The sequence below is a fragment of the Streptomyces sp. NBC_00344 genome (genome assembly GCF_036088315.1).
In the GTDB taxonomy this organism is placed as follows: Bacteria; Actinomycetota; Actinomycetes; order Streptomycetales; family Streptomycetaceae; genus Streptomyces.
This window is the reverse complement of the sequence record NZ_CP107996.1, coordinates 4059879-4081613: the sequence shown is the minus strand read 5'-3', so window position 1 is coordinate 4081613 and position 21735 is coordinate 4059879. Positions and strand designations below refer to the sequence as shown.

Genomic DNA, 21735 nt, shown 5'->3' with positions numbered 1-21735 from the left:
GCGTAGATTCCGCAAGGATCAGTTCTGGCAACGAAGCGAGTACGCATGCAATACCTGGCTGACGGGCTCCGGCTCCCCACGAACGGGCTCGACTACACCATCCTGGCGATCTACTTCGTCGTGGTCCTCGGCATCGGCTTCGCCGCCAGGGCGAGCGTGAAGACCAGCCTCGACTTCTTTCTCTCCGGGCGCTCTCTGCCCGCCTGGGTCACCGGCCTGGCCTTCGTCGCGGCCAATCTCGGCGCGACCGAGATCCTGGGCATGGCGGCGACCGGCGCGCAGTACGGCGTCGCGGTCGTCCACTGGTACTGGATCGGCGCCATCCCGGCCATGGTCTTCCTCGGCCTGGTGATGATGCCCTTCTACTACAAGTCGAAGGTGCGCTCCGTACCGGAGTTCCTGCTGCAGCGATTCGACAAATCCGCGCATCTGCTGAGCTCCATACTCTTCGCCTTCGCGGCAATCCTGATCGCGGGTGTGAACCTGTACGCCCTGTCGATCGTCGTGGAGGCGCTTCTCGGCTGGCCGCAGTGGGTCGCGATCGTCGTCGCGGGCCTCTTCGTCCTCATCTACATCACCATCGGCGGACTCTCCTCGGCGATCTACAACGAGGTGCTGCAGTTCTTCGTCATCCTCGCCGCGCTGATCCCGCTCACCATCCTGGGCCTCAAGAAGGTCGGCGGCTGGGACGGCCTGTCGGACACGCTGGAGAAGAGCCACGGGCACAACTTCCTGTCCGCCTGGAGCGGCACGGCCATCGGCCAGGCCAACCCGCTGGGCGCCAACTGGCTGACGATCATCCTGGGGCTCGGCTTCGTGCTCTCGTTCGGTTACTGGACGACCAACTTCGCCGAGGTGCAGCGCGCGCTCTCCGCGAAGAACCTGTCGGCCGCCCAGCGGACCCCGCTGATCGCCGCCATCCCGAAGATCTTCATCGTCTTCCTGGTGATGATCCCGGGCCTGGTCGCCGCGGTCATCGCCCCGAAGATCGGTACGGCCGGCTCGGACCTCACCTACAACGACGCCATCCCGCTATTGATGCAGGAGCTGCTGCCCAACGGTGTGCTCGGCATCGCGGTGACCGGCCTGCTGGCCGCCTTCATGGCGGGCATGGCCGCGAACGTCTCCTCGTTCAACACCGTGTTCACCACGGACATCTGGGCGCGGTACATCAAGACGGACAAGCCGGACGCGTACTACCTGCGCTTCGGGCGGCTGATCACGGCGGTCGGCGTGCTCGCATCCATCGGCACCGCCTTCATCGCCGCCAGCTTCTCCAACATCATGAGCTACCTCCAGACGCTGTTCTCCTTCTTCAACGTCCCGATGTTCGTCGTGTTCATCATCGGAATGTTCTGGAAGCGGGCCTCGATGAAGTCCGGCGTCTGGGGCCTGGTCGCGGGCACCGGCGCCGCGATGGTCAATTACTTCTGGATCTACAAGCAGGGGATCATCGACATCCCCACCGACCAGGGCGCCAACTTCGTCTCGTCGATCGTCGGCTTCGTGGCCGGCGCCGTAGTGATGGTCCTGGTCACGCTCTTCACCGCGCCCAAGCCGGAGGCCGAACTGGCCGGGCTCGTGTACGGAACGGAGTCCGCCGACGCACCGGAGGCACCGGCCGAGGGCGACGACGCCTGGTACCGCAGGCCCGCCCTGCTCGGCTGGGGCGCGATCGTCATCGCCGCCCTGTGCTACCTGCCCTACTCGCTCTGATCGGAGGCACCCACCATGTCTGAACTGCAGAACGAAGTCTCCGACCTGGAGCGCAAGTCCGCGACCGCGGCCCGCCTCTTCGACATCCGGCGGATCATCGGCGGCCTGTTCGTGGTCTACGGAATCATCGTGACCATCGCCGGGATCACCGCGTCCGACGCCGATCTGAAGAAGGCCCAGGGGATCAACATCAACCTCTGGACAGGTCTCGCGATGCTGGTACTCGGACTGTTCTTCCTGATCTGGCTGAAGCTGCGCCCGACGGCGCCGCCGGCCCCGGACGGGGTGCACATGGACGCACTTCACACGGACGGGCAGTACACGGCCGAGCGGCACACGAACGAGCAGCACACGGCCGCACTTCATACGAAGGACTGAACCGGCGCCGGAGGGGGCCGGGCCTCACACCACGGGGTCCGGCCCCTCCGGCGTGCCCGGTTCCGCCGCGCAGACCGCCGCGGTCATCGCCGCGCGGTCGAGCAGCCCGGTACGTGCCGCGAGCGCGGCGGCCTCCAGCCGCGATCCGACACCCAGCTTCATCAGCACCCGCTGGACATGAGTACGCGCCGTGCTCGGCGCGATCCGCATCCCCGCCGCGATCAGCCGCGTGTCCTCGCCTTCGGCCACTCGCACCAGCACCTCGACCTCGCGCGGGGTGAGCATCTGCAGCAGTCGCTGCCCCTCGTCGTCCGGCTGGGCCACCGGATTGAGCAGCTCGGCGAACGCCCCCTGCAACAGCGTCGGGGCGACCGCCGCCTCCCCCGCCCTGGCCTTCACCATCGCCCGCTCGACACCCTCTATACGCTCGTCGTGGCGCACGTATCCGCAAGCTCCGGCGGCGAAGGCCGCGGCGATCCCCCGCGGGCTCGGCACAGGACCCAGCACCACCACGGCCACCTGCGGGCGTTCCTGCCTGATCCGGACGATCGGGTCGAAGGCTCCCGGTTCGGCGGGCAGCGCCGTACCGAACAGGCACACCTCGGGCGCCCTGCTCACCACCAGTTCGGCCGCGCCACCGGTGGGCGCGGCCGCCGCGAGCACCCGGTGCCCGCGGAGTTTCAGTGCCGAGGCGAGCGCCTCGGCGAGCAGTCGGTGGTCGTCGACCACCATGAGCCGCACGCTCATGGAGCAATCCCCCACTTTCCCGGCACCGGAGCTGCCCCCCGGCTCCCCGGCGTTCCTGACCCGGCAAGCTACACGCTTGTTCGACCTTGTGCCCGCGTTACTGGTCAGAAGCCCCCCGGATTGCCGAATTCACAGCAATCGGGGCTATTTGATGGTCTGTCATGCATGTGGTGACAGGTGTAATCTTCCGGCCGACCTCGACCGCAAATTCCCTTGGGGGGGAACATATGAACGTCAGGCGTGCCCTCTTCGTGGCGGTATCCGCTGCCGCGGTGCTTGCCCTTCCGCTGTGTACGACCCCGGCGGCAGCCGCGTCCACCGTCACCACCACCTCCGTCACGACGTCCTTCGGCACGGCCAGTGTCTCGGCACAGTGGCGGCTGAATCCCTACAAGCTCGACCCGCTCGCTCTCACCGTGAAGGACACCGACGCGGACGGCCACAGTGTGGCCGTCCGGCTGGTCACCACGGGCGACGCGGGCAAGCACTACTTCCCGCTGCACGAGATCAGCACCGGCGCCGGCACGTCCGGGACGTGGAGGACCTACGCCGACCCGGGCGGCTGGATCAGCACCGCCTCCATCCAGATCTGCCTGATGGAGGGCCCGACCGTGCTCGGCTGCGCCAACTCGCGGCTGATGTACCCGCCGTTCGACGACGACCTGAGCTGAAACGCGTGGGGGGTGCCGCCCGGTCCGGGCAGCACCCCCCACGTCCTGATCCGCCGGTCAGTTCGTACCGAAGCCGATGGCCAGGTACTTCCTGTCGTCCGATGAGCCGGTGTCCTCGCTGATCAGATCGTCGGCGAGATAGAGCCGCCCGCCGGTGTAGCGGATCTCCGCGGAGTCGGGCAGGAAGTCTGCTTCCGCCCGGCGGACAGACTCGTCGGCCGGGTTGTTCATCAGGACCGTCTGCTTGAGGGTGGAGCCGTCGAGGGATGCGACCTGGCCGCCCTTGTCGTAGGGGCCCCGCTTGTAGGCGATGACGTTGCTGCCGTCCATCCGGACGGGGTACGCCTGGTAACCCGCACCGGCCGGAGCCTTGCCGTTCACCAGTTTGCCGGTGGCGAGATCGAAGGCGACGATCTCGTTGGTCTGCCCGACGTCGTCACCGGTCCCGTCGTGCTCCTCCGTCGGGACGTACAGCCGGTCGTTGCCGACCACCAGGTTGGTGCAGCTCTCCACCTCGGTGCTGGCGCACTTGCCGGCGTAGGTGTCGGCGTCGGCGGAGATCCTGGCGCGCAGCGTGCCGGTCTTCTCGTCGACCGAGAAGTAGTCCGAGATGCCACTGCCGTCGCCCGCGGTGTCACCGACGTCGGCGGCCACGACAAGCGGCTTCGTGGAGACGATGTGCGCGTACTGCACACCCGTCGGCATCTTGTACGTCGCGGTCGGCGCACCCGACTTCGGGTTCAGGACCTGCACACTGATCTGCGGGTTGTCGTAGTCGCCGCAGCCACGCACCGCGACCAGGTTCTCCCCGCCGCCGTAACCGCGGTCCTCGCACTGGTCGGTGCTGGCCTTCGGTGCCCAGCGGACCGCCCCCGATTCGAGGTCCCAGGCGGCGCCGCCGTCGGTGCCGCCGGCCGCGACCGTACCGCCTCCGAGGGTGACCTCGTCGAAGCTTGCCTTCTCGTCGCCGTCCTTGGCCGACCTCGTCCAGAGCAGCTTGCCGCTGCTGAGGTCCAGCGCGGCGATCTCGCTGCAGCCCCAGTACTGCTTCTTCTTGGTCGGCACCTTGGGCTGGAAGGCGATGACCGTCTTGTTGTCCTTGCTGACGTGGCTGGTCGCGGCGCACAACGGCCCCGGCAGCGGAAGCTTCCAGGTCTGGGTGCCCTTCACCGCGTCGTAGCCGACGACCTCGTTGACCCCGGACTTCACATACAGCGTGTCCGTGGTCCAGGAACCGTTGGTTCCCGTGACGTCGCTGACCTTGGGATACGGCAGCTGGAAGAGCACCTTGGAGTTGGTGTCCGCGGGGGCCTTCTCCTTGCCGCCGCCGCCCTTGGCGCCGCCGGTGCCGGATCCGCCGGTCGGGCCCGCCGACGACACATTGGGCTCGTTGTCGCCCTTGCTGGACGAGTACGCGAAGCCCGCGCCGATGATGAGCACGATGGCCACAGCGGCGGCCGTGATGATCTTCGCGTCGATTCCGAAGGTGAAACCACCGCCGCCACCGCCGGCCGGGGCGCCCTGCTGGGGCTGCATCGGCTGGGTCGGATAGCCGTAGGGCTGCTGCCCCGGTGGCTGGTTCTGCGGGTAGCCGTATCCGGGCTGAGCGGGCGGCGCTCCCTGCGGGTAGCCGTACGCCGGGTCCTGCACGGTGGGCGGCTGCTGCGGATAGCCGTACGGCGGCGCGTCCTGCGGCCCGGCGGGCGGAGCGGCCTGCGGGACCGGCGGTGCCTGCGGAGGCATCTGCGGAGGCACCGGCGGCTGGGGCGGCGTCTGGCCACCGGCCGGGGGCTGCTTGGAGAAGCCCCCCTGCGGTGGTCCTTCGGGCGGCTGGGGCGGCGGCTGGGTCATGGTGTTTCTGCCTTTGTCGAGGGGGAGGGTGGGACCTGGGGACCGCTCACTTGCCGAAGGCCATCATGGTCTTCTCCGTGGTGTCGCCCTTCTTGCCCCTGACGTGTCCGGTCATGACGAAGAGCCGGCCGTTCGTGTAGGAGACCGACTTCGAGTAGAAGGAGTTCTCGATCTCGGCCGTCGACTGCGGGTTCTGCAGGAGCACCTTGGGCTTGCCGCCGGACGACGGAATGCTGACGACGGCGCCACCCCCGTCGTACGAGGGCTCCTGGTAGGCGACGAGGCTGGATCCCTCCATCCGCAGCGGAAGCATGGTGCGGTCGGCGGCGGCGGGCGAACGCCACTTCTCCTTGCCGGTGTTCAGGTTGAAGGCGACGATCTCGTTCGCGCCGCTCTTCACCTCGGTCGGCAGATACAGCGTGTTGGCGTCCGCGGCGGTACCGAGGCAGCCCTGCAGATCGCTCTCGATGATCGACAGACCGCACTCCGGCGCGAAGCTGTCCTTGGTGGTCAGCTGGGAGCGCCTGGTCCCGTCGTGCTTGAGGATCGAGATGTTCCAGCTCTTCTTCTTCTCGTTGGTCGAGTAGAGGACCACCGGGTCGACCGAGTAGACCTTCTTGACCTCCCAGCCGGCCGGAAGCGCGAACGTCCACTTCGACTTGCCGGTGTCCGGGTTCAGTTCCTGCACCTGCTGGCTGGCGGCGGGCTGGTTGTCCTTGGTGCACGACTCGACCGCGATGAGCTTGGCGCCGCCCGCGAACGCGCTGGGCCTGCAGGCTCCGGTGGACGCCCCGAAGATCTTGTGACCGTCCAGCACCGAGAAGGCGCTGGAGGGACCCATCCGGCTGGCGGTCACGGTGTTGCCCGCGATCGTGAGCTCCATGGAGCTCATGATGTCGAAGCTGCCCTCCTCGGGAATCGGCTTCTTCCAGCCCCCCTTGCCCGTCTTCAGGTCGATCATCTGCATCTGGTTGCAGTCGGACTTGTCGGTGTCATTGCTCTCGTACGCGATGACGATCTTGCCGTCCGGCGTGGTCTGGTGCGGAGCGGCGCAGATCGCGTGAGCGATCGGCACACTCCACTTCTCCTTGCCGTCGTTCACGCCGTAGGCGGTGACCTTCTTGTACATGGCCTTCACGACAACATCACCGGTGAACCACATGCCGTAGTTCTCGGAGCCGTTCTGCGGCAGCGCGACATCGTTGGTCTTCAGCCAGAGGACCTTGTCCTCGCCCGCTTTGCGACCGGCGTTGAGATCGTCGTTCCCGGCCCGCCCGTCGCCGCTGCCGTCGCCCTGGTCGACGTCGGCTGACGTGGTCGGCTCGACCGGGTGCTTGCTGTCGGTCGCGACGGGCTTCTTGTCGCCGTCGCCGCCACCCCCGACAACGGCATAGACGCCGCCGCCGATGACCAGCAGCGCGGCGACGGCCGCACCGATGACGAGAGCGGTCCTGCCCTTGAAGGGGCCCTTGCCGCCCGGGGGCGGGGTGGGCGCACCGGGGTACTGCTGCGGATAGCCGTACGGGCCCTGCTGCTGGCCGTAAGGACCCTGCTGGGGCGGCTGGCCGTAAGGGCCGGGCGCCTGCTGGGGGTAGCCGTAGGGGCCGGGCTGCGGAGCCTGCTGGGGATAGCCGTATCCGGGCGGCGGCCCGGCCGGGGGGCCCTGCGGCGCGGGCGGACCCTGCGCCGGCGGCCCCTGCGGAGGCGGCGGCATCTGCGGCGGCTGGGCGGGCGGTGTCGGGGCACCGAAGCCCCCCGGCGGAGGGACCTGCGGAGCGCCGAAACCGCCCTGCGGCGGCTGCTGGTCGGGCGGCTGAGTCATCAGCACATACCTCTTCACGCGGGGTCCGCGTCCCGACCGGCCTCCCCCGCAATTCCGGCAGCGTGCTGCGCCGAAAAGGAGCGAATCGGGTGTGGATCCCACAGATCAACGTCAGTCGAGCGGGAGTTCTTTCTATCACCCGGACAGCACTGAGTGAGGCGCCGGTCCGCCCCTGTTCCCAAGGGAGGACCGGCCCGTGATGCCCCCGTTACGCGAACGGGGCGGACGCTCAGGCGTCCTCGGCGAGCTCCAGCCAGCGCATCTCCAACTCGTCCCGCTCTGTCGCCAGTTCACGAAGCTGAGCGTCCAGCTTCGCAACTTTTTCGAAGTCTGTGGCGCTTTCGGTGATTTGGGTGTGAAGCGTGCTCTCCCGGCCGGACAGCTTGTCCAGTTGCCGCTCGATCTTCTGCAGCTCCTTCTTCGCCGCGCGGCCGTCCTTCGCGGAAGCGGCGGGCGACGGACTCTCCCTGACGGCGGCCGGCACCGGCACGGCCGCCTGGGACTCGGCCACCTTCCGGCGGCGTTCCAGGTACTCGTCGATACCTCGCGGCAGCATCCGCAGGCTCGCGTCGCCGAGCAGGGCGAAGACCCGGTCGGTGGTGCGCTCGACGAAGAACCGGTCGTGCGAAATCACGATCATGGAGCCGGGCCAGCCGTCGAGGAGATCCTCCAGCTGGGTCAGGGTCTCGATGTCGAGGTCGTTGGTCGGCTCGTCGAGGAAGAGGACGTTGGGCTCGTCCATCAGCAGCCGCAGGATCTGCAGCCGCCGGCGCTCACCGCCCGACAGGTCACCGACCGGTGTCCACTGCTTCTCCTTGGAGAAGCCGAACTTCTCGCACAGCTGACCCGCCGTCATCTCCCGGCCCTTGCCGAGGTCGACGCGGTCCCGCACCTGCTGCACCGCTTCCAGCACCCGCAGGGACGGCTTGAGTTCCGTGACCTCCTGGGAGAGGTAGGCGAGCTTGACGGTCCTGCCGACGACGACCTTGCCTGCGGCGGGCTGGGTGTCGCCCTCGGTACGGGCCGCCTCGGCGAGCGCCCGCAGCAGCGAGGTCTTGCCCGCGCCGTTGACCCCCACCAGACCGACCCGGTCACCGGGGCCGAGCTGCCAGGTCAGATGCGTCAGCAGCACCTTCGGGCCGGCCTGGACGGTGACGTCCTCCAGCTCGAACACGGTCTTGCCGAGCCGGGCGTTGGCGAACTTCATCAGCTCGGACGTGTCACGCGGCGGTGGCACGTCGGCGATCAGTTCGTTGGCCGCCTCGATGCGGTAGCGGGGCTTGGACGTGCGCGCGGGGGCTCCGCGCCGCAGCCAGGCCAGCTCCTTGCGCATCAGGTTCTGACGCTTGGACTCCTCGGTGGCGGCGATGCGTTCGCGCTCGGCGCGCGCGAACACATAGTCGCTGTAGCCGCCTTCGTACTCGTGCACCGTGCCGCGCTGGACGTCCCACATCCGGGTGCAGACCTGGTCGAGGAACCAGCGGTCGTGAGTCACCACGACCAGCGCCGAACGGCGGGCCCTGAGGTGCCCCGCCAGCCAGGAGATGCCCTCGACGTCGAGGTGGTTGGTCGGCTCGTCGAGCACGATCAGGTCCTGCTCGGCGATGAGCAGCTTGGCCAGCGCGATACGGCGGCGCTCGCCGCCGGAGAGCGGGGCGATGACGGTGTCGAGACCGTCGGAGAACCCCGGCAGCCCGAGCCCGCCGAAGAGGCCCGTCAGCACGTCCCTGATCTTGGCGTTGCCCGCCCACTCATGGTCGGCGAGGTCCCCGATGACCTCGTGCCGGATGGTGGCCTGCGGGTCCAGGGAGTCGTGCTGGGTGAGCACACCGCTGCGCAGCCCGCCGTTGTGGGTGACCCGACCGGTGTCCGGCTCCTCCAGCTTGGCGAGCATCCGGATCAGGGTCGTCTTGCCGTCACCGTTGCGCCCGACGACGCCGATGCGGTCTCCCTCGGAGACGCCGAGGGAGACACCGTCGAGCAGGGCGCGGGTCCCGTAGACCTTGCTGACGGCCTCGACATTGACGAGGTTGACGGCCATTGACGCTCCTAGCAGGGGATGGATCGATCTCCCAGACTACGGCGCTGCGGCAAAGCGGCGTGCACCACCCGTCCCGCCCCGGTGCAGGTCTCCGCCCGTACGGGACTCAGCCTGCCGCGCCGCCCGGGGCCCGGACAACGGTCGCTCCGGCGACCCCGGAGTGCGCGGCGCGCGCCGCCCGGCAGGTGCCTGACCGGCGGAGCGCGGCCGCGATCCGGTCCGCCTCGTCCGCGTCCTTCGCCAGGAACGCCGTGGTGGGCCCCGACCCGGAGACGATCCCGGCCAGCGCCCCCGCGGCCGTCCCCGCCGCGAGGGTGTCGGCCAGCGAGGGCCGCAGCGAGAGCGCCGCCGGCTGCAGATCGTTGACGAGTGCCCCGGCCAGTGCCCCCGCATCGCCGGTACGCAGTGCCTCGACCAGGGCGCGCGAAGCCTCCGGCGGGCCTGCCTGCGGGGTCAGCCGGTCGAACTCGCGGAACACCGTCGGGGTGGAGAGCCCGCCGTCGGCCAGCGCGAACACCCAGTGGAAGGGGGCGCCGAGCTCGAGCGGTGTCAGCTGTTCGCCGCGGCCGGTGCCGAGCGCCGCTCCGCCCACCAGGCTGAACGGCACATCACTGCCCAGCTCCGCACAGATGTCCAGAAGTTCGGCATGCGAGGCACCGGTGGACCAGAGCGCGTCACAGGCCAGCAGTGCACCCGCCCCGTCCGCGCTGCCGCCGGCCATTCCGCCGGCCACCGGGATGTCCTTGGCGATGTGAACATGGACGTCCGGGGAGATGCCACGGCGGGCGGCCAGCAGGTGCGCCGCCCGCGCCGCCAGATTCGTCGCGTCCAGCGGCACCTGATCCGCGTCCGGACCCTCGCAGGTGACCCGCAGGGAGTCGGCGGGGCTCACCGTGACCTCGTCGTGGAGGGACACCGCGAGGAAGACGTTGGCCAGGTCGTGGAACCCGTCGGGGCGCGCTCCGCCCACCGCGAGCTGGACGTTGACCTTGGCGGGGACACGGACCGTGACGGCTGCACCGCGGGTCGTGCTCACGCTCCGGCCTCCCCGGCCCCGGCACCCTCGGGTCCGGCCGTACCGTTCCCGGACCGCCCGCACTCCGCGATCCTGGCGAACTCGTGCACGGTGAGGGACTCGCCGCGGGCCTGCGGCGAGACTCCGGCGGCGACCAGTGCGGCCTCCGCAGCCGCAGCGGATCCCGCCCAGCCCGCCAGGGCGGCCCGCAGCGTCTTGCGGCGCTGCGCGAAGGCCGCGTCGACCACCGCGAAGACCTCCGCCCGCGAGGCCGTGGTCGGTACCGGCTCGTCGCGCCGGACGAGGGAGACCAGACCCGAGTCCACATTCGGGGCCGGCCAGAAGACGTTGCGTCCGATGGACCCGGCCCGCTTGACGTCCGCGTACCAGTTGGCCTTCACCGAAGGCACCCCGTACACCTTGTTTCCCGGCTCCGCCGCGAGCCGGTCGGCGACCTCCGCCTGCACCATCACCAGCGTGCGCCGGATGGTCGGGAAGCGCTCCAGCATCGTGAGCAGGACCGGTACCGCGACGTTGTACGGGAGGTTCGCCACCAGCGCGGTGGGTGGCGGACCCGGCAGTTCCCTGACCTGCATCGCGTCGGCATGGACCAGGGCGAAGCGGTCGGCGCGGGACGGCAGCCGGGCCTCTACGGTGGCGGGCAGCGCACCCGCCAGGACATCGTCGATCTCGATGGCCACCAGCCGGTCCGCCGCCTGCAGCAGGGCCAGGGTCAGCGATCCGAGGCCCGGGCCCACCTCGACGACCACATCGTCCCTGGTCACCTCGGCCGTCCGGACGATCCTTCGTACCGTGTTGGCGTCGATGACGAAGTTCTGACCGCGCTGCTTGGTCGGGCGCACATCAAGCGCTGCGGCCAGTTCGCGGATGTCGGCGGGGCCCAGAAGGGCGTCGGAGACTTCGGGGGCCTCGGGTTCAGTGCTGCTCACCCGTAAAGCCTACGGCCGCAGAGCGGCCACGGACTCGCCCCCCGCTGCATGTAGAGCCGCTTCGCCCGGTACGTCTGCTCTCCGGCCGGGGCGTACTGCGGGAGTCCGCTGCCGCCCAGGGCGTGCCAGGTCTGCCCGTCGAGCTGGTAGAGCCCGCCGTAACCGCCCGTCTCGTCGACCGCGGCAGCGTGTCCGCCGGACTCGCAGTGGGCGAGCCCGCCCCAGTCGAGCCCGTCGGCCGCGGCCGACGTGCCGGGATGCGGCCGGGTGCCGATCCTGACGATCCGGGTCTCGGGCTGCCGTACCACCTCGTCGGAGACCTTCCGCGGCTTCTGACCGACACCGTTGACGGTGCGCAGTTCGTAAGTGACCCGGCGCAGGCCCGCCGCTCCGGGCCAGGTCACCGATTCCGTACCGGCGAACAGTGTGGGATCCAGGGTCTTCCTGGTCCGGAAGGCGATGGGCTCCTCGCGCACTTCGGTGCTGCCGGCGATCCGCAGCACGGTGACGGTCTGGCCGTCGCGCGGGAAGGACCCGGCCGGCACCGAGGTGGTGTCCTGCCCCTGCAGGCCGATGCCCGCCTCGTCGAGGGCCTCGGCCACGGTTGCCGCGTTGGTGCGGACGGTGTGCTCGCGGCCGTCTGCCATGAACGTCACGGTGCGCTCGGTCCGCACGTCGAGGGCGAGTCCGTGCCGCGAGATCGGGGTGAACCGGGAGGTGGAGAGATACGCGCCCTCCGCGCGTACCCCCAGCCGGCGCAGCGCGGCCTCGACCGTGCGGGCCGTCGTCCAGACCTTGTGGTGCTGTCCGTCGAGTGTGAGGACAAGCGGCCGTGCGTAGCGGACGGTCACCGCGTCGCCGTCGGCGAGTGCTCCGCGGTGGCCCGGGGTGACAAGGTCGTGGGCACCGACGGGTACGTGCTCCTCGGCGAGCAGTTCATCGACCGTGCCGGCGAAGGTGTGCAGGGTGCGGGGCGTCCCGTCGACGCTGAGCCGTACGGCTTTGTCGCTGGCCACGAAGGCGGACGTGCCGCCGGCCAGCAGAGCCACCACCAGGGCCTGCGGGAGCAGTCTGCGCAGACCGTCGGGGCGGTCGGGGGCCTTGCGGCGCCCGGCCTGCCTTGCACCGCCCGGCGGGGTACCGGCCGACGGGGTGCGGAGCGCCGGACCGGCATCGACGGTGTCGGCGTACGCGGCGGCGTAGGCGGGCACGGTCGGCGTGTACGGCGCCGGATACGGCCTTCCGTCCGGCCTCGCGGCCCCGCCCCATCCCAGCCCGCCGGGTACGCCGCGGTGACTGCCCTGCGAATTGCTCACGACGCTCCAGCGGTCCGCTCCCGAGTCCGGTCGGGCCGGAACACTAGCGGAGCGCCGGTCGCTCTCCAAAGCGGTACCACTACACAGCGTCACTGCCGATATCGAAGGCGCGAACGGTATTGGCCATGATCGCCGTGGCCAGAGCCTCTTCACCGACCCCTTTCACCTCAGCCATCGCCCGTACGGTCACCGGAATGAGATAGGGGGCGTTAGGCCGTCCTCGGTAGGGGGCCGGGGTGAGGAACGGTGCGTCCGTCTCGACGAGCACCAGTTCCAGCGGTGCCGCGGCGAGCGCGTCGCGCAGCGGCTGGGCGTTCTTGAACGTCATGTTCCCGGCGAAGGACATGAAGTAGCCCTTGGTGGCGCAGGTTTCGGCCATGGCGGCGTCGCCGGAGTAGCAGTGGAAGACGGTGCGCTCGGGTGCGCCCTCCTCCTCGAGGATGCGCAGCACATCGGCATGGGCGTCGCGGTCGTGGATGACGAGCGCCTTGCCCCGCCGTTTGGCGATCTCGATATGCGCCCGGAACGACCGTTCCTGGGCCGCGATGCCTTCGGGTCCCGTACGGAAGTGATCGAGTCCGGTCTCGCCGACGGCCCGCACGTGCGGGAGAGCCGCCAGCCGGTCGATCTCGGTCAGCGCCTCGTCCAGTGCGGTCTCGCCGCCGGCCGTGCGGGCCCCCTGGCGCGACCAGTTGTCCGGATCGCCGAGCACGATGCGGGGCGCTTCGTTGGGGTGCAGTGCTACCGCGGCGTGGACGTCGCGGTGCGCCTCGGCCGTCTCGGCCGCCCACCGGGAGCCCTTCAGGTCGCAGCCCACCTGGACCACGGCGGTCACCCCGACCGACGCTGCCTTCTCCAGGGCCTCGTCGACGGTGGTGTCCTGCATGTCCAGATGGGTGTGCGAATCCATGACCGCCACCCTCAGGGGTTCGGGCAGCGGCGGGGCGGCGTCCTTGGCGGCTTGCGGGCTCATGGCGCCCGATCCTACGGCGCCCTTCCCGGTGGACTATTTCCGGTGGAAGGGGTGCAGCAGGTCGGAGAGGTGCCAGTGATGGGGCTCCCCGGCGGGCGTCGCCCCGGTGAGGGGTGCGGCGGCGGTCCCGGCAGCGGAGGGGGCAGCGGCTTCGTCGGCCGGCGCCGCGTGTCGCGTGACCCGCTTCTGCTTGTGCGGCCGGTCCGTTTCCCTGGTCACCCGTTCACCGGCGTGCATCAGCTGCTGCACCGATGAGACCCGTCCGGACCTCATGATTCTGACGACATGCCCCCCGCAGTTCAGACAGGTCGGAGTGGACAGCGGGGAGGGGACCCGCGCGCCTTCGGCCTTGTATATGACAAATGCCCGGCCGCTCACATCGACGTGGTGCTCGATCTCGTACGCCTGCTCCCAGCCGTGGCCGCACCGCATACACGCAAAGGCGTATGCCTCATGTGCGGTGGAGTCCGTGGTTTCGCTCATGCCAGCTCCTCTTGCCCGAAGGACAAGCCGTCCTCGCAACGATTGCGTCCCACTTCCAGTGGACTGCTATCGCTCCCGGATTGCATCAGGGGCTGCCGACTGTTGGACCCGTCTTGGCCGTCTCGTGGCCGGGGGCCCGGGATCACGAGGCTGCCTTTGCGAATCACGCCGGTCCTTTAACCTCCGGTGGGGACGTCCGGGCAGCGTTCTTTGCCGCGACGACCGCATCGAACACCTCACGCTTGGGCAGGCCCGCGTCCGCGGCGACAGCGGCGATCGCCTCCTTGCGCCGCTCCCCCGCCTCCTCGCGCACCTGCACCCTGCGTACCAGCTCAGAAGGGTCGAGCTGCTGAGCTCCGGTGCCGGTGTCACCCTCGACCACGACGGTGATCTCGCCCCGTACGCCGTCCGCCGCCCACTCCGCGAGCTCCCTCAGCGGCCCGCGTTTCACTTCCTCGTACGTCTTGGTCAGCTCACGGCAGACGGCGGCCCTGCGCCCGTCCCCGAAGACCTCGGCCATCGCGGCGAGCGTGTCGTCGAGCCGGTGCGGGGCCTCGAAATACACCAGGGTCCTGCGGTCGGCCGCGACCTCACGGAGTCTGCCGAGCCGCTCGCCCGCCTTGCGCGGCAGAAAGCCCTCGAAACAGAAGCGGTCCACCGGCAGGCCGGAGAGGGCCAGGGCGGTGAGCACGGCCGACGGGCCGGGCACGGCGGTGACCTTGATGTCCTTCTCCACGGCCGCCGCGACCAGCCGGTAGCCGGGGTCGGAGACCGACGGCATTCCGGCGTCGGTCACCAGCAGGACGCGCGCGCCGCCCTCCAGGGCTTCGACGAGCTCGGGCGTACGGGCGGTCTCATTGCCCTCGAAGTAGGAGACGACCCTTCCTGTCGTGTGCACACCGAGCGCCTGGGTCAGCCGGCGCAACCGCCGGGTGTCCTCGGCGGCCACGACATCGGCCGTCCTCAGTTCCTCGGCGAGCCGGGGCGGCGCGTCCGAGACATCACCGATGGGGGTCCCTGCGAGTACCAGCGTTCCAGTCACGTCTTCATTCTCCCAGCCCCGCGCACACCACTCACACAGCCGTGTTCCCTACGATGGCGCGGTGACGAGTACAGCGCCTCAAGCCCTGAAGGGCCACGACGCCGGAGACCAGCCGCCCACCTGGGCACGCCGACTCCGCCGGTTCGGCTACACGGCTCCGCGGCAGATCGGCCTGCGTGAGCGGCTGGTGCCGCCGTTCACCGTGCCCGGCACCCAGGTGTGGAGTGTGCTGGGCATCTCCCCCGCGACCGCCGAACGGCTGCTGCGCTGGTCGGCGTGGGGCGGTCCGCTGCTGGTCACGCTGATCGCCGGGATCCTGCGCTTCTGGAACCTGGGCAGCCCGCATGCGGTGATATTCGATGAGACGTACTACGCCAAGGACGCCTGGGCGCTGATCCACCAGGGGTACGAGGGCCACTGGCCGGACAACATCAACAGCGCGGTCCTCGCCGATCCGTCGCATGTCACCGTGCCGGCCGATCCCGGCTATGTGGTGCATCCGCCGGTCGGCAAGTGGATCATCGGCCTGGGTGAGTACTTCTTCGGCTTCACCCCCTTCGGCTGGCGCTTCATGACGGCTGTGCTCGGCACCCTCTCGGTGCTGATGATCTGCCGGATCGGGCGGCGGCTGCTGCGTTCGACGCTGCTGGGGTGCCTGGCGGGTCTGCTGCTCGCCGTCGACGGACTGCACTTCGTGATGAGCCGCACCTCGCTGCTCGATCTGATCGTGATGTTCTTCGTGGTGGCGGCCTTCGGCTGTCTGCTGATCGACCGGGACAGCACCAGATCCCGGCTCGCCGGCGCCCTCCCGGTGGCGGAGGAGGGCGGGCTGCGGCCCGACGACTCGGTCGCATCGGCGCTGCGCCTCGGATGGCGGCCCTGGCGGATCACGGCCGGCGTGATGCTCGGCCTCTCGGCCGCGACCAAGTGGAACGGCCTCTACGTCCTGGTCTTCTTCGCCGTGATGTCCGTGCTCTGGGATGTCGGCGCGCGCCGTACCGCCGGTGCGGTACAGCCCTACCGTGCGGTGCTGCGGCGCGATGTACTGCCCGCCTTCGTGTCCACGGTGCCCGTGGCGGTGGCCACCTACCTCGCCTCCTGGGCCGGCTGGTTCGCCACGTCCGGCGGCTACTTCCGCGACTGGGCCAACCACCGCGGCGGCCTCTCCCCCGACCACATCAAGCTGCCCGTGCTCGGTACGGTCCATCTGCCGCAGGTCGGCATGGGCTGGGTTCCCGCGCCGCTGCGGAGTTTCTGGCACTACGAGTCCGAGGTCTACAGCTTCCATGTGAATCTGACCGAGGGGCACCAGTACCAGTCGAACCCGTGGAGCTGGCTGGTCATGGGCCGGCCGGTCTCGTACTTCTACGAGTCCCCCAAGCCGGGGGTCGACGGCTGCCCCACCGGCACCGAGAACTGCGCCCGCGAGGTCCTGGCGATCGGTACACCGCTGCTCTGGTGGGCCGCGTGCTTCGCCGTGCTCTACGTCCTGTGGCGCTGGCTCTTCCGCCGCGACTGGCGGGCCGGGGCCATCGCCTGCGCGATCGCGGCCGGCTATCTGCCCTGGTTCATGTACCAGCAGCGGACGATCTTCTTCTTCTACGCGGTCGTCTTCGTGCCGTTCCTCTGTCTCGCGGTCGCGATGATGATCGGCGCGATGCTGGGCCCGCCGGGGTCGAGCGAGCGCCGGAGGGCCGTGGGGGCGATCGGCGCGGGTGTGCTGGTGCTGTTGATCGTCTGGAACTTCATTTATTTCTGGCCGCTGTTCACCGGGGATGCGATTCCGCTCAGCCAGTGGAACGACCGGATGTGGCTTACCACCTGGGTCTAGCAGGGCAGACATGCCCTGAGGGCCCGGCAGGCTGCCGAGCCCTCGTGGTCGTTGTCGGTCGTTCGTGGTTGTCGTAGGTCGCCTTCGGACGGCCCAGGGACGGCCCGGCACAGGCTTCACTCACTCAACGATCAGTCCACACCGCTCCATTGCCCTAGCGCGAGACAGAGTGTGGCTCGTCGTAGAGGTACTCGACGGCACACTCCTGGACGATGAGCTCGTGTCCAGTTCCTGAACTCTTCAGGTTGCCCGGTCCGTGCTGTCACGCGAGCCGCCCTCAGCTCCTATGCACTGGGCGCTGTCGCTGGATGCGGCAGTGGGCGCAAACGGTGAGCTGAGGAGGACTGCGGACGGCATGGACATCGGGGTAGCGGGGCCCAGGTAAGGCAAGGCGCCGGTATCACGCCGCTCGGCCCTCTGCCCTGGAGCCGCCTGCCTCGGTTCAGACCTTGCGGGCCCGGCTCAACTTCGCGTAGAGCGGCTAAGCGGCCAATGCTGTGGCCCGTAGTCGCCAGGCCACAGCCGCAACCTCTACTGGCCGGGCGGGCCGACGGGACGGTAGTCAACGGCTGACTGATGAACGTGGACTGTGAGCTGGATGGGGCTGGGCGTAGTGGTCGGGGTCGGAGGTTCAGGCCGGTCGCCCTGGTCTCCTCGGCCGAGCTGGGCCAGGAGGGCCGTGATCGGCGCGATCATGCCGACACCGATCCCTCCCGCGAGCTGCGCCTCTGCCGAATGCCCAGTCAAGGCCAAGATGACCATGGTCGGTATGCTCGCAGCCACAGCGGCGACTGCGATCCATACGGGCCCACGACCAGGGCTCTGACAGTGCTCTGCGGTACCTTCGGTTGTAGTCACGGAATCTCGCTTCCTGCGCGGTGGTGCGGTCCCGACGACAGATGAAGTGAGGGCCCCGAGTAGCGGCTGCCGGCCAGCAAGGCCGCGGTTCGGGGTCTTCCTTCGTCGCTGGGGCGTCGCGGTGACGCACACACATCTTGACCTACGCCTCCGACAACCCAGTGCGCATTGGAGGTCAAGTCCCCGCGTCTCCGAGGGGTTCAGCGCGGCCGCGCTGGTCGAAGTCCCAAAAGAAGCGGTCAGCCGTTGTGGGGCAACCTGGGCTTCACATGCCCAGGTGAAGAGCCCGGGAAGGGGCTTGAGGGTGCCTGCTTCCTCTCGGAGCCGTTCTTGATTCGCTTGGTGAAGTCGGCGACCTTGGTTCTCTCATCGTCGAAGTCGTGGTCTCCCTTGATGATGATGATGATGTCGATCTCAGCGTCCACCAAGTGGTGCACTGGGCTGGGCTGTGCCCAGTCCGGGGTGGGGCTTCGTTTGCGCGGGCAGATCCGCCGATGAGGCCGCCCTTGCACAGACCGTCGACAAGTTGCGGCCTGAAGGTTGGCCTCCGGACCGAAGTACGACGGATTCTCGCGGCAGGCCCCCGCCCTGGCCGACCTCCGGCGTCTGCCGCCGGTTACTCGTTTGCCTCGGGATCGGATTCGGACGGGCGCTGAAACAGAGCTCCTGACCTGCGATGCGGAAGGTCCACAATGCGTATAAGAGTGAAGCCTGCTCCCTCGTAGTACCGGTGCAGCCCTTCGTTGTCCTTCCACGCGTCCAGGCGCAGCCATCGCTTGCCCTGCGCTGCAGCCCGTCCCGCAGCCCAATCCAACAACTTCGCCCCGACATCACGGCTGGCCGCGTGCCTGCTGACAGTCATGCGGTGCACATAGAGCGCTGCGCCCGCATCATCTTCCAGGGTCCAGAACTCCGAGTCCGCAAAGTCGTCCACTTGGATGGTCGCGATCGGCTCGCCATCCTCAAAGGCGAGGAAACACACACCCCGTTCCAAGGCAGCCATGATGCGATCACGGTGCGGGGGGTACTGCCACTGATCGATGCCGCGCGAGGCGAGCCACATGGACGCCTCGCGCAGCAGCCCCTCCACGGTGCCCAATTCATCCAGGCGACCGGGACGGATGAGTAGATCCGTCATACATCCTCGTTCGGTTCTTCGCGCTGTCGCTCGTAGGAGATCACGTGCCGGTCGCCGGGGAGCACAGTGACCGCGACCCGCACGGGCTGCCCCTCAGCCGTATGTCCGGTGATGACGTGGACACCGATCGGCGTTCCGGGGCCGAGGTCAAGGCGGCGCACTTGCTCCGGTGTGGGCATCCGGACGTACAGCTCATCCAGCGCCCGGACCTGCCGATACCCCAGTTCGCCCAGTACTTCATTAGCGCCACGGACGATGTCTTCCGGACGCATGATCTCTGAATCCCGAACGATCGAGAGCGGGAAGTAGCTGTCATTGATGTTGAAGGGCTCGCCGTCGAGATAGCGGACCCGCTTCCGGACCGCTACAAGTTCGCCCGGTTCAAGGCGCAGTCGCTTGGCGACATCCTCGGGCGGCTCCACGATGGCCACCTCGATTTCCTGCCGCGGCTCGCGCCCCTCTGCCGAGTACTCGGTCATAAAGGCGTCCATCTCCGGCGAGTACGGCCGCTTCCGGAACTCCGCCTGAGGGCGGAACACCATCGGTCGACGTCGCCGAACGAAGTGACCCTGGGGACGGGCTGAGACGACAAGCCCCTCGTTCACGAGCTGAGCGAGCGCCTTGCGTACGGTCTCGCGCGACACGCCGTACCGGTCGCGCATCTCCGCTTCCGTCGGAAGTTTCGCGTCCGGCGCGAGATCTCCAGACGTGATCTGCTCCCGCAACGCGTCCGCAATCTGCTGGTACATCGGGTTTCGCCCGAGTCGGGTCACTGCCATGCCTCCCATAGAAGCCGCAGGCTGACTGCATTGTCCAGTCAATACGGCCAATGCCCTTGCGATCAGACAACGGCTCTGCCAACATCCTGACTGTAGCCATTGTACGGACAATAGCTACAGCGCCTCGATACCCCTGTGTCATAAGACAGGGGGACGGGGCGAAGGGGCCCGGGACAGAGCGGGCCGAGGGCGCCCCCGACCCTGGTCATTCGGGAGGGCTTAGACCGAAAGGTCACGTCTCCATACGCCTACAACGGGGTCATGCCGCGCTACCTGATACGGGCGCGACACCCCAAAGGAGACACCACACCGCCCCGGCATCCAGCCGCGAAGGGCGCGAGATCGAATCTCGCCCGGGGCACTCCGGCCGCTGTCAGGCGGCCGGGCCGCGCTTCTTGCGTGGCTGATCACCCCACAACGGCGCGCGGCCCCGGTGCTGTAACACCGGGACCGCTTTTCGGGCCGTTCCTGCGTGAGAGGAACACGACCCAATGAAGCACATCGTCACTGTTCAGGAAGCTGTTACCGCATTCGCCGGCTTCATGGAGCCGACGGACGCGGAGCTGGACGCGATCGAGGCGGAGATGCCGCTGATCCTGGCGGACGTCGACCTGCTGGACGCGCAGATCATCGTCATCGACCGGGCGCCCACCGAGGTGGACGAGCGGCGTATCCGCCGCGCTCGGCGCCGGGTGCTCGCCGCTCACCGTGAGCAGGTCAACGGCCGCGCCGGGCAGTCGGGCGGTGCCGCGTGAACGCTGTTCATATCCGTTCAGCAGAGCGCGCCCTGTCGGCCGGCACGTGGCTGATCGTGGCGGGCGCGATGCTCTACTCGATCCTCACCGTCACCCCGCTCGCCTCCGCTCACACCCCCGAAAAGTGGGGCTGGACGGCCCCCATCTTGCCCCTGGTAGTGGATGCGGCCGTGGTCATCGTGGTCCGCCTGGACGCGGTGCTCGCCCGGCTCGGGGGCAACGGCGGGCGGTGGCCCATTGCGCTGCGGTGGATGACCGGCTGCATGACGCTCGCCCTCAACGTGGCCGACTCCGCACTGAAGAACGACCTGGTGGGCGTGGCCGTGCACGCGGTCGCGCCGCTGCTGCTGATCGTCACGGCGGAGACCGGACTCGCCTACCGTCGGGCGATTACGGCGGCCGTGGTGGCGCTGGAGGCCAAGCAGCAAGCCGAGCGGGAAGCCCGTGAACGCGCCGCCATCGAGCGGCGGGAGGAGGCCACCCGCCGGGCCCGTGAGGAACGCGAGCACACAGCGGCGTTGGCGCGTGAACAGCGGGAGCAGGAAGCCCGCATGGCCCGTGAACAGACCGAGCGGGAGACCGCCGCTCGGCGTGAGGAACGCGAGCGCGAGCAGGCCCGCGAACAAGCGGAGCGGGACGAGCGTGAACGCGTCGAGCGCGAGCGTGAACAGCGTGAACGGGAGCGTGAACGCCGTGAACAAGAGGCCACCGAACACGCCAGGCGGGAGCAGCGCGAGCTTGCCGAGCGGGAGGGCCGTGAACGGCAGGAGCGTGAGGAGCGGGCCGCGCGTGAACGCGCCGCGCTTCTGTCCGCCGGGCCCGTCACGGAGAAGCTGTCGGAGGACGACGCGCGTGCCATCGTGGCCGCCGCTCATGCGGAGGGCATGTCGGTGCGGACCGCCGCCGAGCTGTGCGGCTGGTCGGTCGGCTGGATCTCCAGCCGCTACGCCGAACTCCGTGAGCCCGTCAACGGCGTCTCCGTCGCAGGCCGCTGATGACCACCGCAACGGCCAGTGGCTCGCTTCCTGTGTATCGGTGGCGGCTTGCTCCGGACGGTATGGCCACCCGGCGCCAGCTCCGTGCGATGGGGCTGCGTCCAGGGGGCCAGGACGTGGCCGCCGAAGTCCAGCGCCCCCGTCGACGGCGGGGCCCGCTGGTCGCCTACCTCTACCGCATCGACAGCGCCAAGCCCGTACGCCCGATGACGCCGGGCCGCGCCGCCGCGCTGGCCAAGGCCATGACCGCGCGCCGGACCTGTCCGAACTGCCACCGAGACGCCGGATACTGCATCCCGCGCTCACTCGGCATGTGCGTGCCCTGCGCTGACTCCCCCAACCAACACCCGGCTTGACCAGCGAGAGGACCACAT

At 69.1% G+C, this 21735-nt stretch carries 20 protein-coding genes; 7 read left to right on the top strand and 13 right to left on the bottom strand.

What is annotated here, in order from left to right; translation table 11 throughout:
* Positions 1-45 precede the first annotated feature (45 nt).
* Positions 46-1716 (top strand): sodium:solute symporter family protein, encoded by a 1671-nt coding sequence (locus tag OHS16_RS18445; protein WP_328538310.1) that lies wholly within the window; start codon positions 46-48, stop codon positions 1714-1716.
* Between the two features lie 15 nt (positions 1717-1731).
* A complete protein-coding gene (locus OHS16_RS18440; RefSeq protein ID WP_328538309.1) occupies positions 1732-2094 on the top strand; it encodes a hypothetical protein in 363 nt (120 codons plus the stop codon).
* 24 nt (positions 2095-2118) lie between these two features.
* Here OHS16_RS18440 and OHS16_RS18435 read toward each other — a convergent pair whose 3' ends face one another.
* Complete coding sequence (locus tag OHS16_RS18435) at positions 2119-2841, bottom strand: helix-turn-helix transcriptional regulator (protein ID WP_328538308.1); 723 nt, start codon at positions 2839-2841, stop codon at positions 2119-2121.
* A gap of 227 nt (positions 2842-3068) precedes the next feature.
* Here OHS16_RS18435 and OHS16_RS18430 point away from each other — a divergent pair, with 227 nt between their 5' ends.
* The gene (locus OHS16_RS18430; RefSeq protein WP_328538307.1) at positions 3069-3512 is read left to right on the top strand and encodes a hypothetical protein; all 444 of its coding nucleotides are present in this window, start codon (positions 3069-3071) and stop codon (positions 3510-3512) included.
* Positions 3513-3569: 57 nt separating this feature from the next.
* Here the strand turns inward: OHS16_RS18430 and OHS16_RS18425 are convergent, their stop codons facing one another.
* The 9 genes from OHS16_RS18425 to rsmI form a co-directional block, all read right to left on the bottom strand.
* Entirely contained in the window at positions 3570-5363 is a 1794-nt protein-coding gene (locus tag OHS16_RS18425) for an outer membrane protein assembly factor BamB family protein (protein ID WP_328538306.1), read from the bottom strand.
* A 46-nt stretch (positions 5364-5409) separates the two neighbouring features.
* Positions 5410-7185: an outer membrane protein assembly factor BamB family protein gene (locus OHS16_RS18420; protein ID WP_328538305.1), complete on the bottom strand. Its 1776-nt coding sequence runs from the start codon at positions 7183-7185 to the stop codon at positions 5410-5412.
* Positions 7186-7414: 229 nt separating this feature from the next.
* A complete protein-coding gene (locus tag OHS16_RS18415; protein WP_328538304.1) occupies positions 7415-9226 on the bottom strand; it encodes an ABC-F family ATP-binding cassette domain-containing protein in 1812 nt (603 codons plus the stop codon).
* A 106-nt stretch (positions 9227-9332) separates the two neighbouring features.
* The gene (locus OHS16_RS18410; RefSeq protein ID WP_328538303.1) at positions 9333-10262 is read right to left on the bottom strand and encodes a 4-(cytidine 5'-diphospho)-2-C-methyl-D-erythritol kinase; all 930 of its coding nucleotides are present in this window, start codon (positions 10260-10262) and stop codon (positions 9333-9335) included.
* Positions 10259-11191, bottom strand: coding sequence for a 16S rRNA (adenine(1518)-N(6)/adenine(1519)-N(6))-dimethyltransferase RsmA (gene rsmA, locus OHS16_RS18405; protein ID WP_328538302.1), 933 nt, complete (start codon positions 11189-11191; stop codon positions 10259-10261). The genes OHS16_RS18410 and rsmA overlap by 4 nt, the downstream gene beginning before the upstream one ends.
* Positions 11188-12507 (bottom strand): ubiquitin-like domain-containing protein, encoded by a 1320-nt coding sequence (locus OHS16_RS18400; RefSeq protein ID WP_328538301.1) that lies wholly within the window; start codon positions 12505-12507, stop codon positions 11188-11190. Before OHS16_RS18400 ends, rsmA begins: the two co-directional genes overlap by 4 nt.
* A 79-nt stretch (positions 12508-12586) precedes the next feature.
* Positions 12587-13480, bottom strand: a complete 894-nt coding sequence (locus OHS16_RS18395; protein ID WP_328538300.1) for a TatD family hydrolase — start codon at positions 13478-13480, stop codon at positions 12587-12589.
* Positions 13481-13513: 33 nt separating this feature from the next.
* Positions 13514-13963, bottom strand: a complete 450-nt coding sequence (locus OHS16_RS18390; RefSeq protein WP_328538299.1) for a hypothetical protein — start codon at positions 13961-13963, stop codon at positions 13514-13516.
* Between the two features lie 163 nt (positions 13964-14126).
* On the bottom strand, positions 14127-15005 hold the full coding sequence (gene rsmI, locus OHS16_RS18385; protein ID WP_328538298.1) for a 16S rRNA (cytidine(1402)-2'-O)-methyltransferase: 879 nt from the start codon (positions 15003-15005) through the stop codon (positions 14127-14129).
* A 61-nt stretch (positions 15006-15066) separates the two neighbouring features.
* Between rsmI and OHS16_RS18380 the strand changes: the two genes are divergently transcribed.
* Complete coding sequence (locus OHS16_RS18380; RefSeq protein ID WP_328538297.1) at positions 15067-16836, top strand: dolichyl-phosphate-mannose--protein mannosyltransferase; 1770 nt, start codon at positions 15067-15069, stop codon at positions 16834-16836.
* Between the two features lie 1097 nt (positions 16837-17933).
* Here the strand turns inward: OHS16_RS18380 and OHS16_RS18375 are convergent.
* The 3 genes from OHS16_RS18375 to OHS16_RS18365 all read right to left on the bottom strand — a co-directional run bounded on the left by OHS16_RS18375 (position 17934) and on the right by OHS16_RS18365 (position 19611).
* The gene (locus OHS16_RS18375; protein ID WP_328538296.1) at positions 17934-18119 is read right to left on the bottom strand and encodes a hypothetical protein; all 186 of its coding nucleotides are present in this window, start codon (positions 18117-18119) and stop codon (positions 17934-17936) included.
* Positions 18120-18310: 191 nt separating this feature from the next.
* Complete coding sequence (locus OHS16_RS18370) at positions 18311-18832, bottom strand: GNAT family N-acetyltransferase (RefSeq protein ID WP_328538295.1); 522 nt, start codon at positions 18830-18832, stop codon at positions 18311-18313.
* The gene (locus OHS16_RS18365) at positions 18829-19611 is read right to left on the bottom strand and encodes a GntR family transcriptional regulator (protein WP_328538294.1); all 783 of its coding nucleotides are present in this window, start codon (positions 19609-19611) and stop codon (positions 18829-18831) included. Before OHS16_RS18365 ends, OHS16_RS18370 begins: the two co-directional genes overlap by 4 nt.
* A 491-nt stretch (positions 19612-20102) precedes the next feature.
* Between OHS16_RS18365 and OHS16_RS18360 the strand changes: the two genes are divergently transcribed.
* The 3 genes from OHS16_RS18360 to OHS16_RS18350 are packed head-to-tail and all read left to right on the top strand — an operon-like array spanning position 20103 to position 21717.
* On the top strand, positions 20103-20366 hold the full coding sequence (locus OHS16_RS18360; protein WP_328538293.1) for a DUF6284 family protein: 264 nt from the start codon (positions 20103-20105) through the stop codon (positions 20364-20366).
* Entirely contained in the window at positions 20363-21361 is a 999-nt protein-coding gene (locus tag OHS16_RS18355; protein WP_328538292.1) for a DUF2637 domain-containing protein, read from the top strand. Before OHS16_RS18360 ends, OHS16_RS18355 begins: the two co-directional genes overlap by 4 nt.
* Positions 21361-21717, top strand: coding sequence for an RRQRL motif-containing zinc-binding protein (locus tag OHS16_RS18350; protein WP_328538291.1), 357 nt, complete (start codon positions 21361-21363; stop codon positions 21715-21717). The genes OHS16_RS18355 and OHS16_RS18350 overlap by 1 nt, the downstream gene beginning before the upstream one ends.
* Positions 21718-21735: the final 18 nt, after the last annotated feature.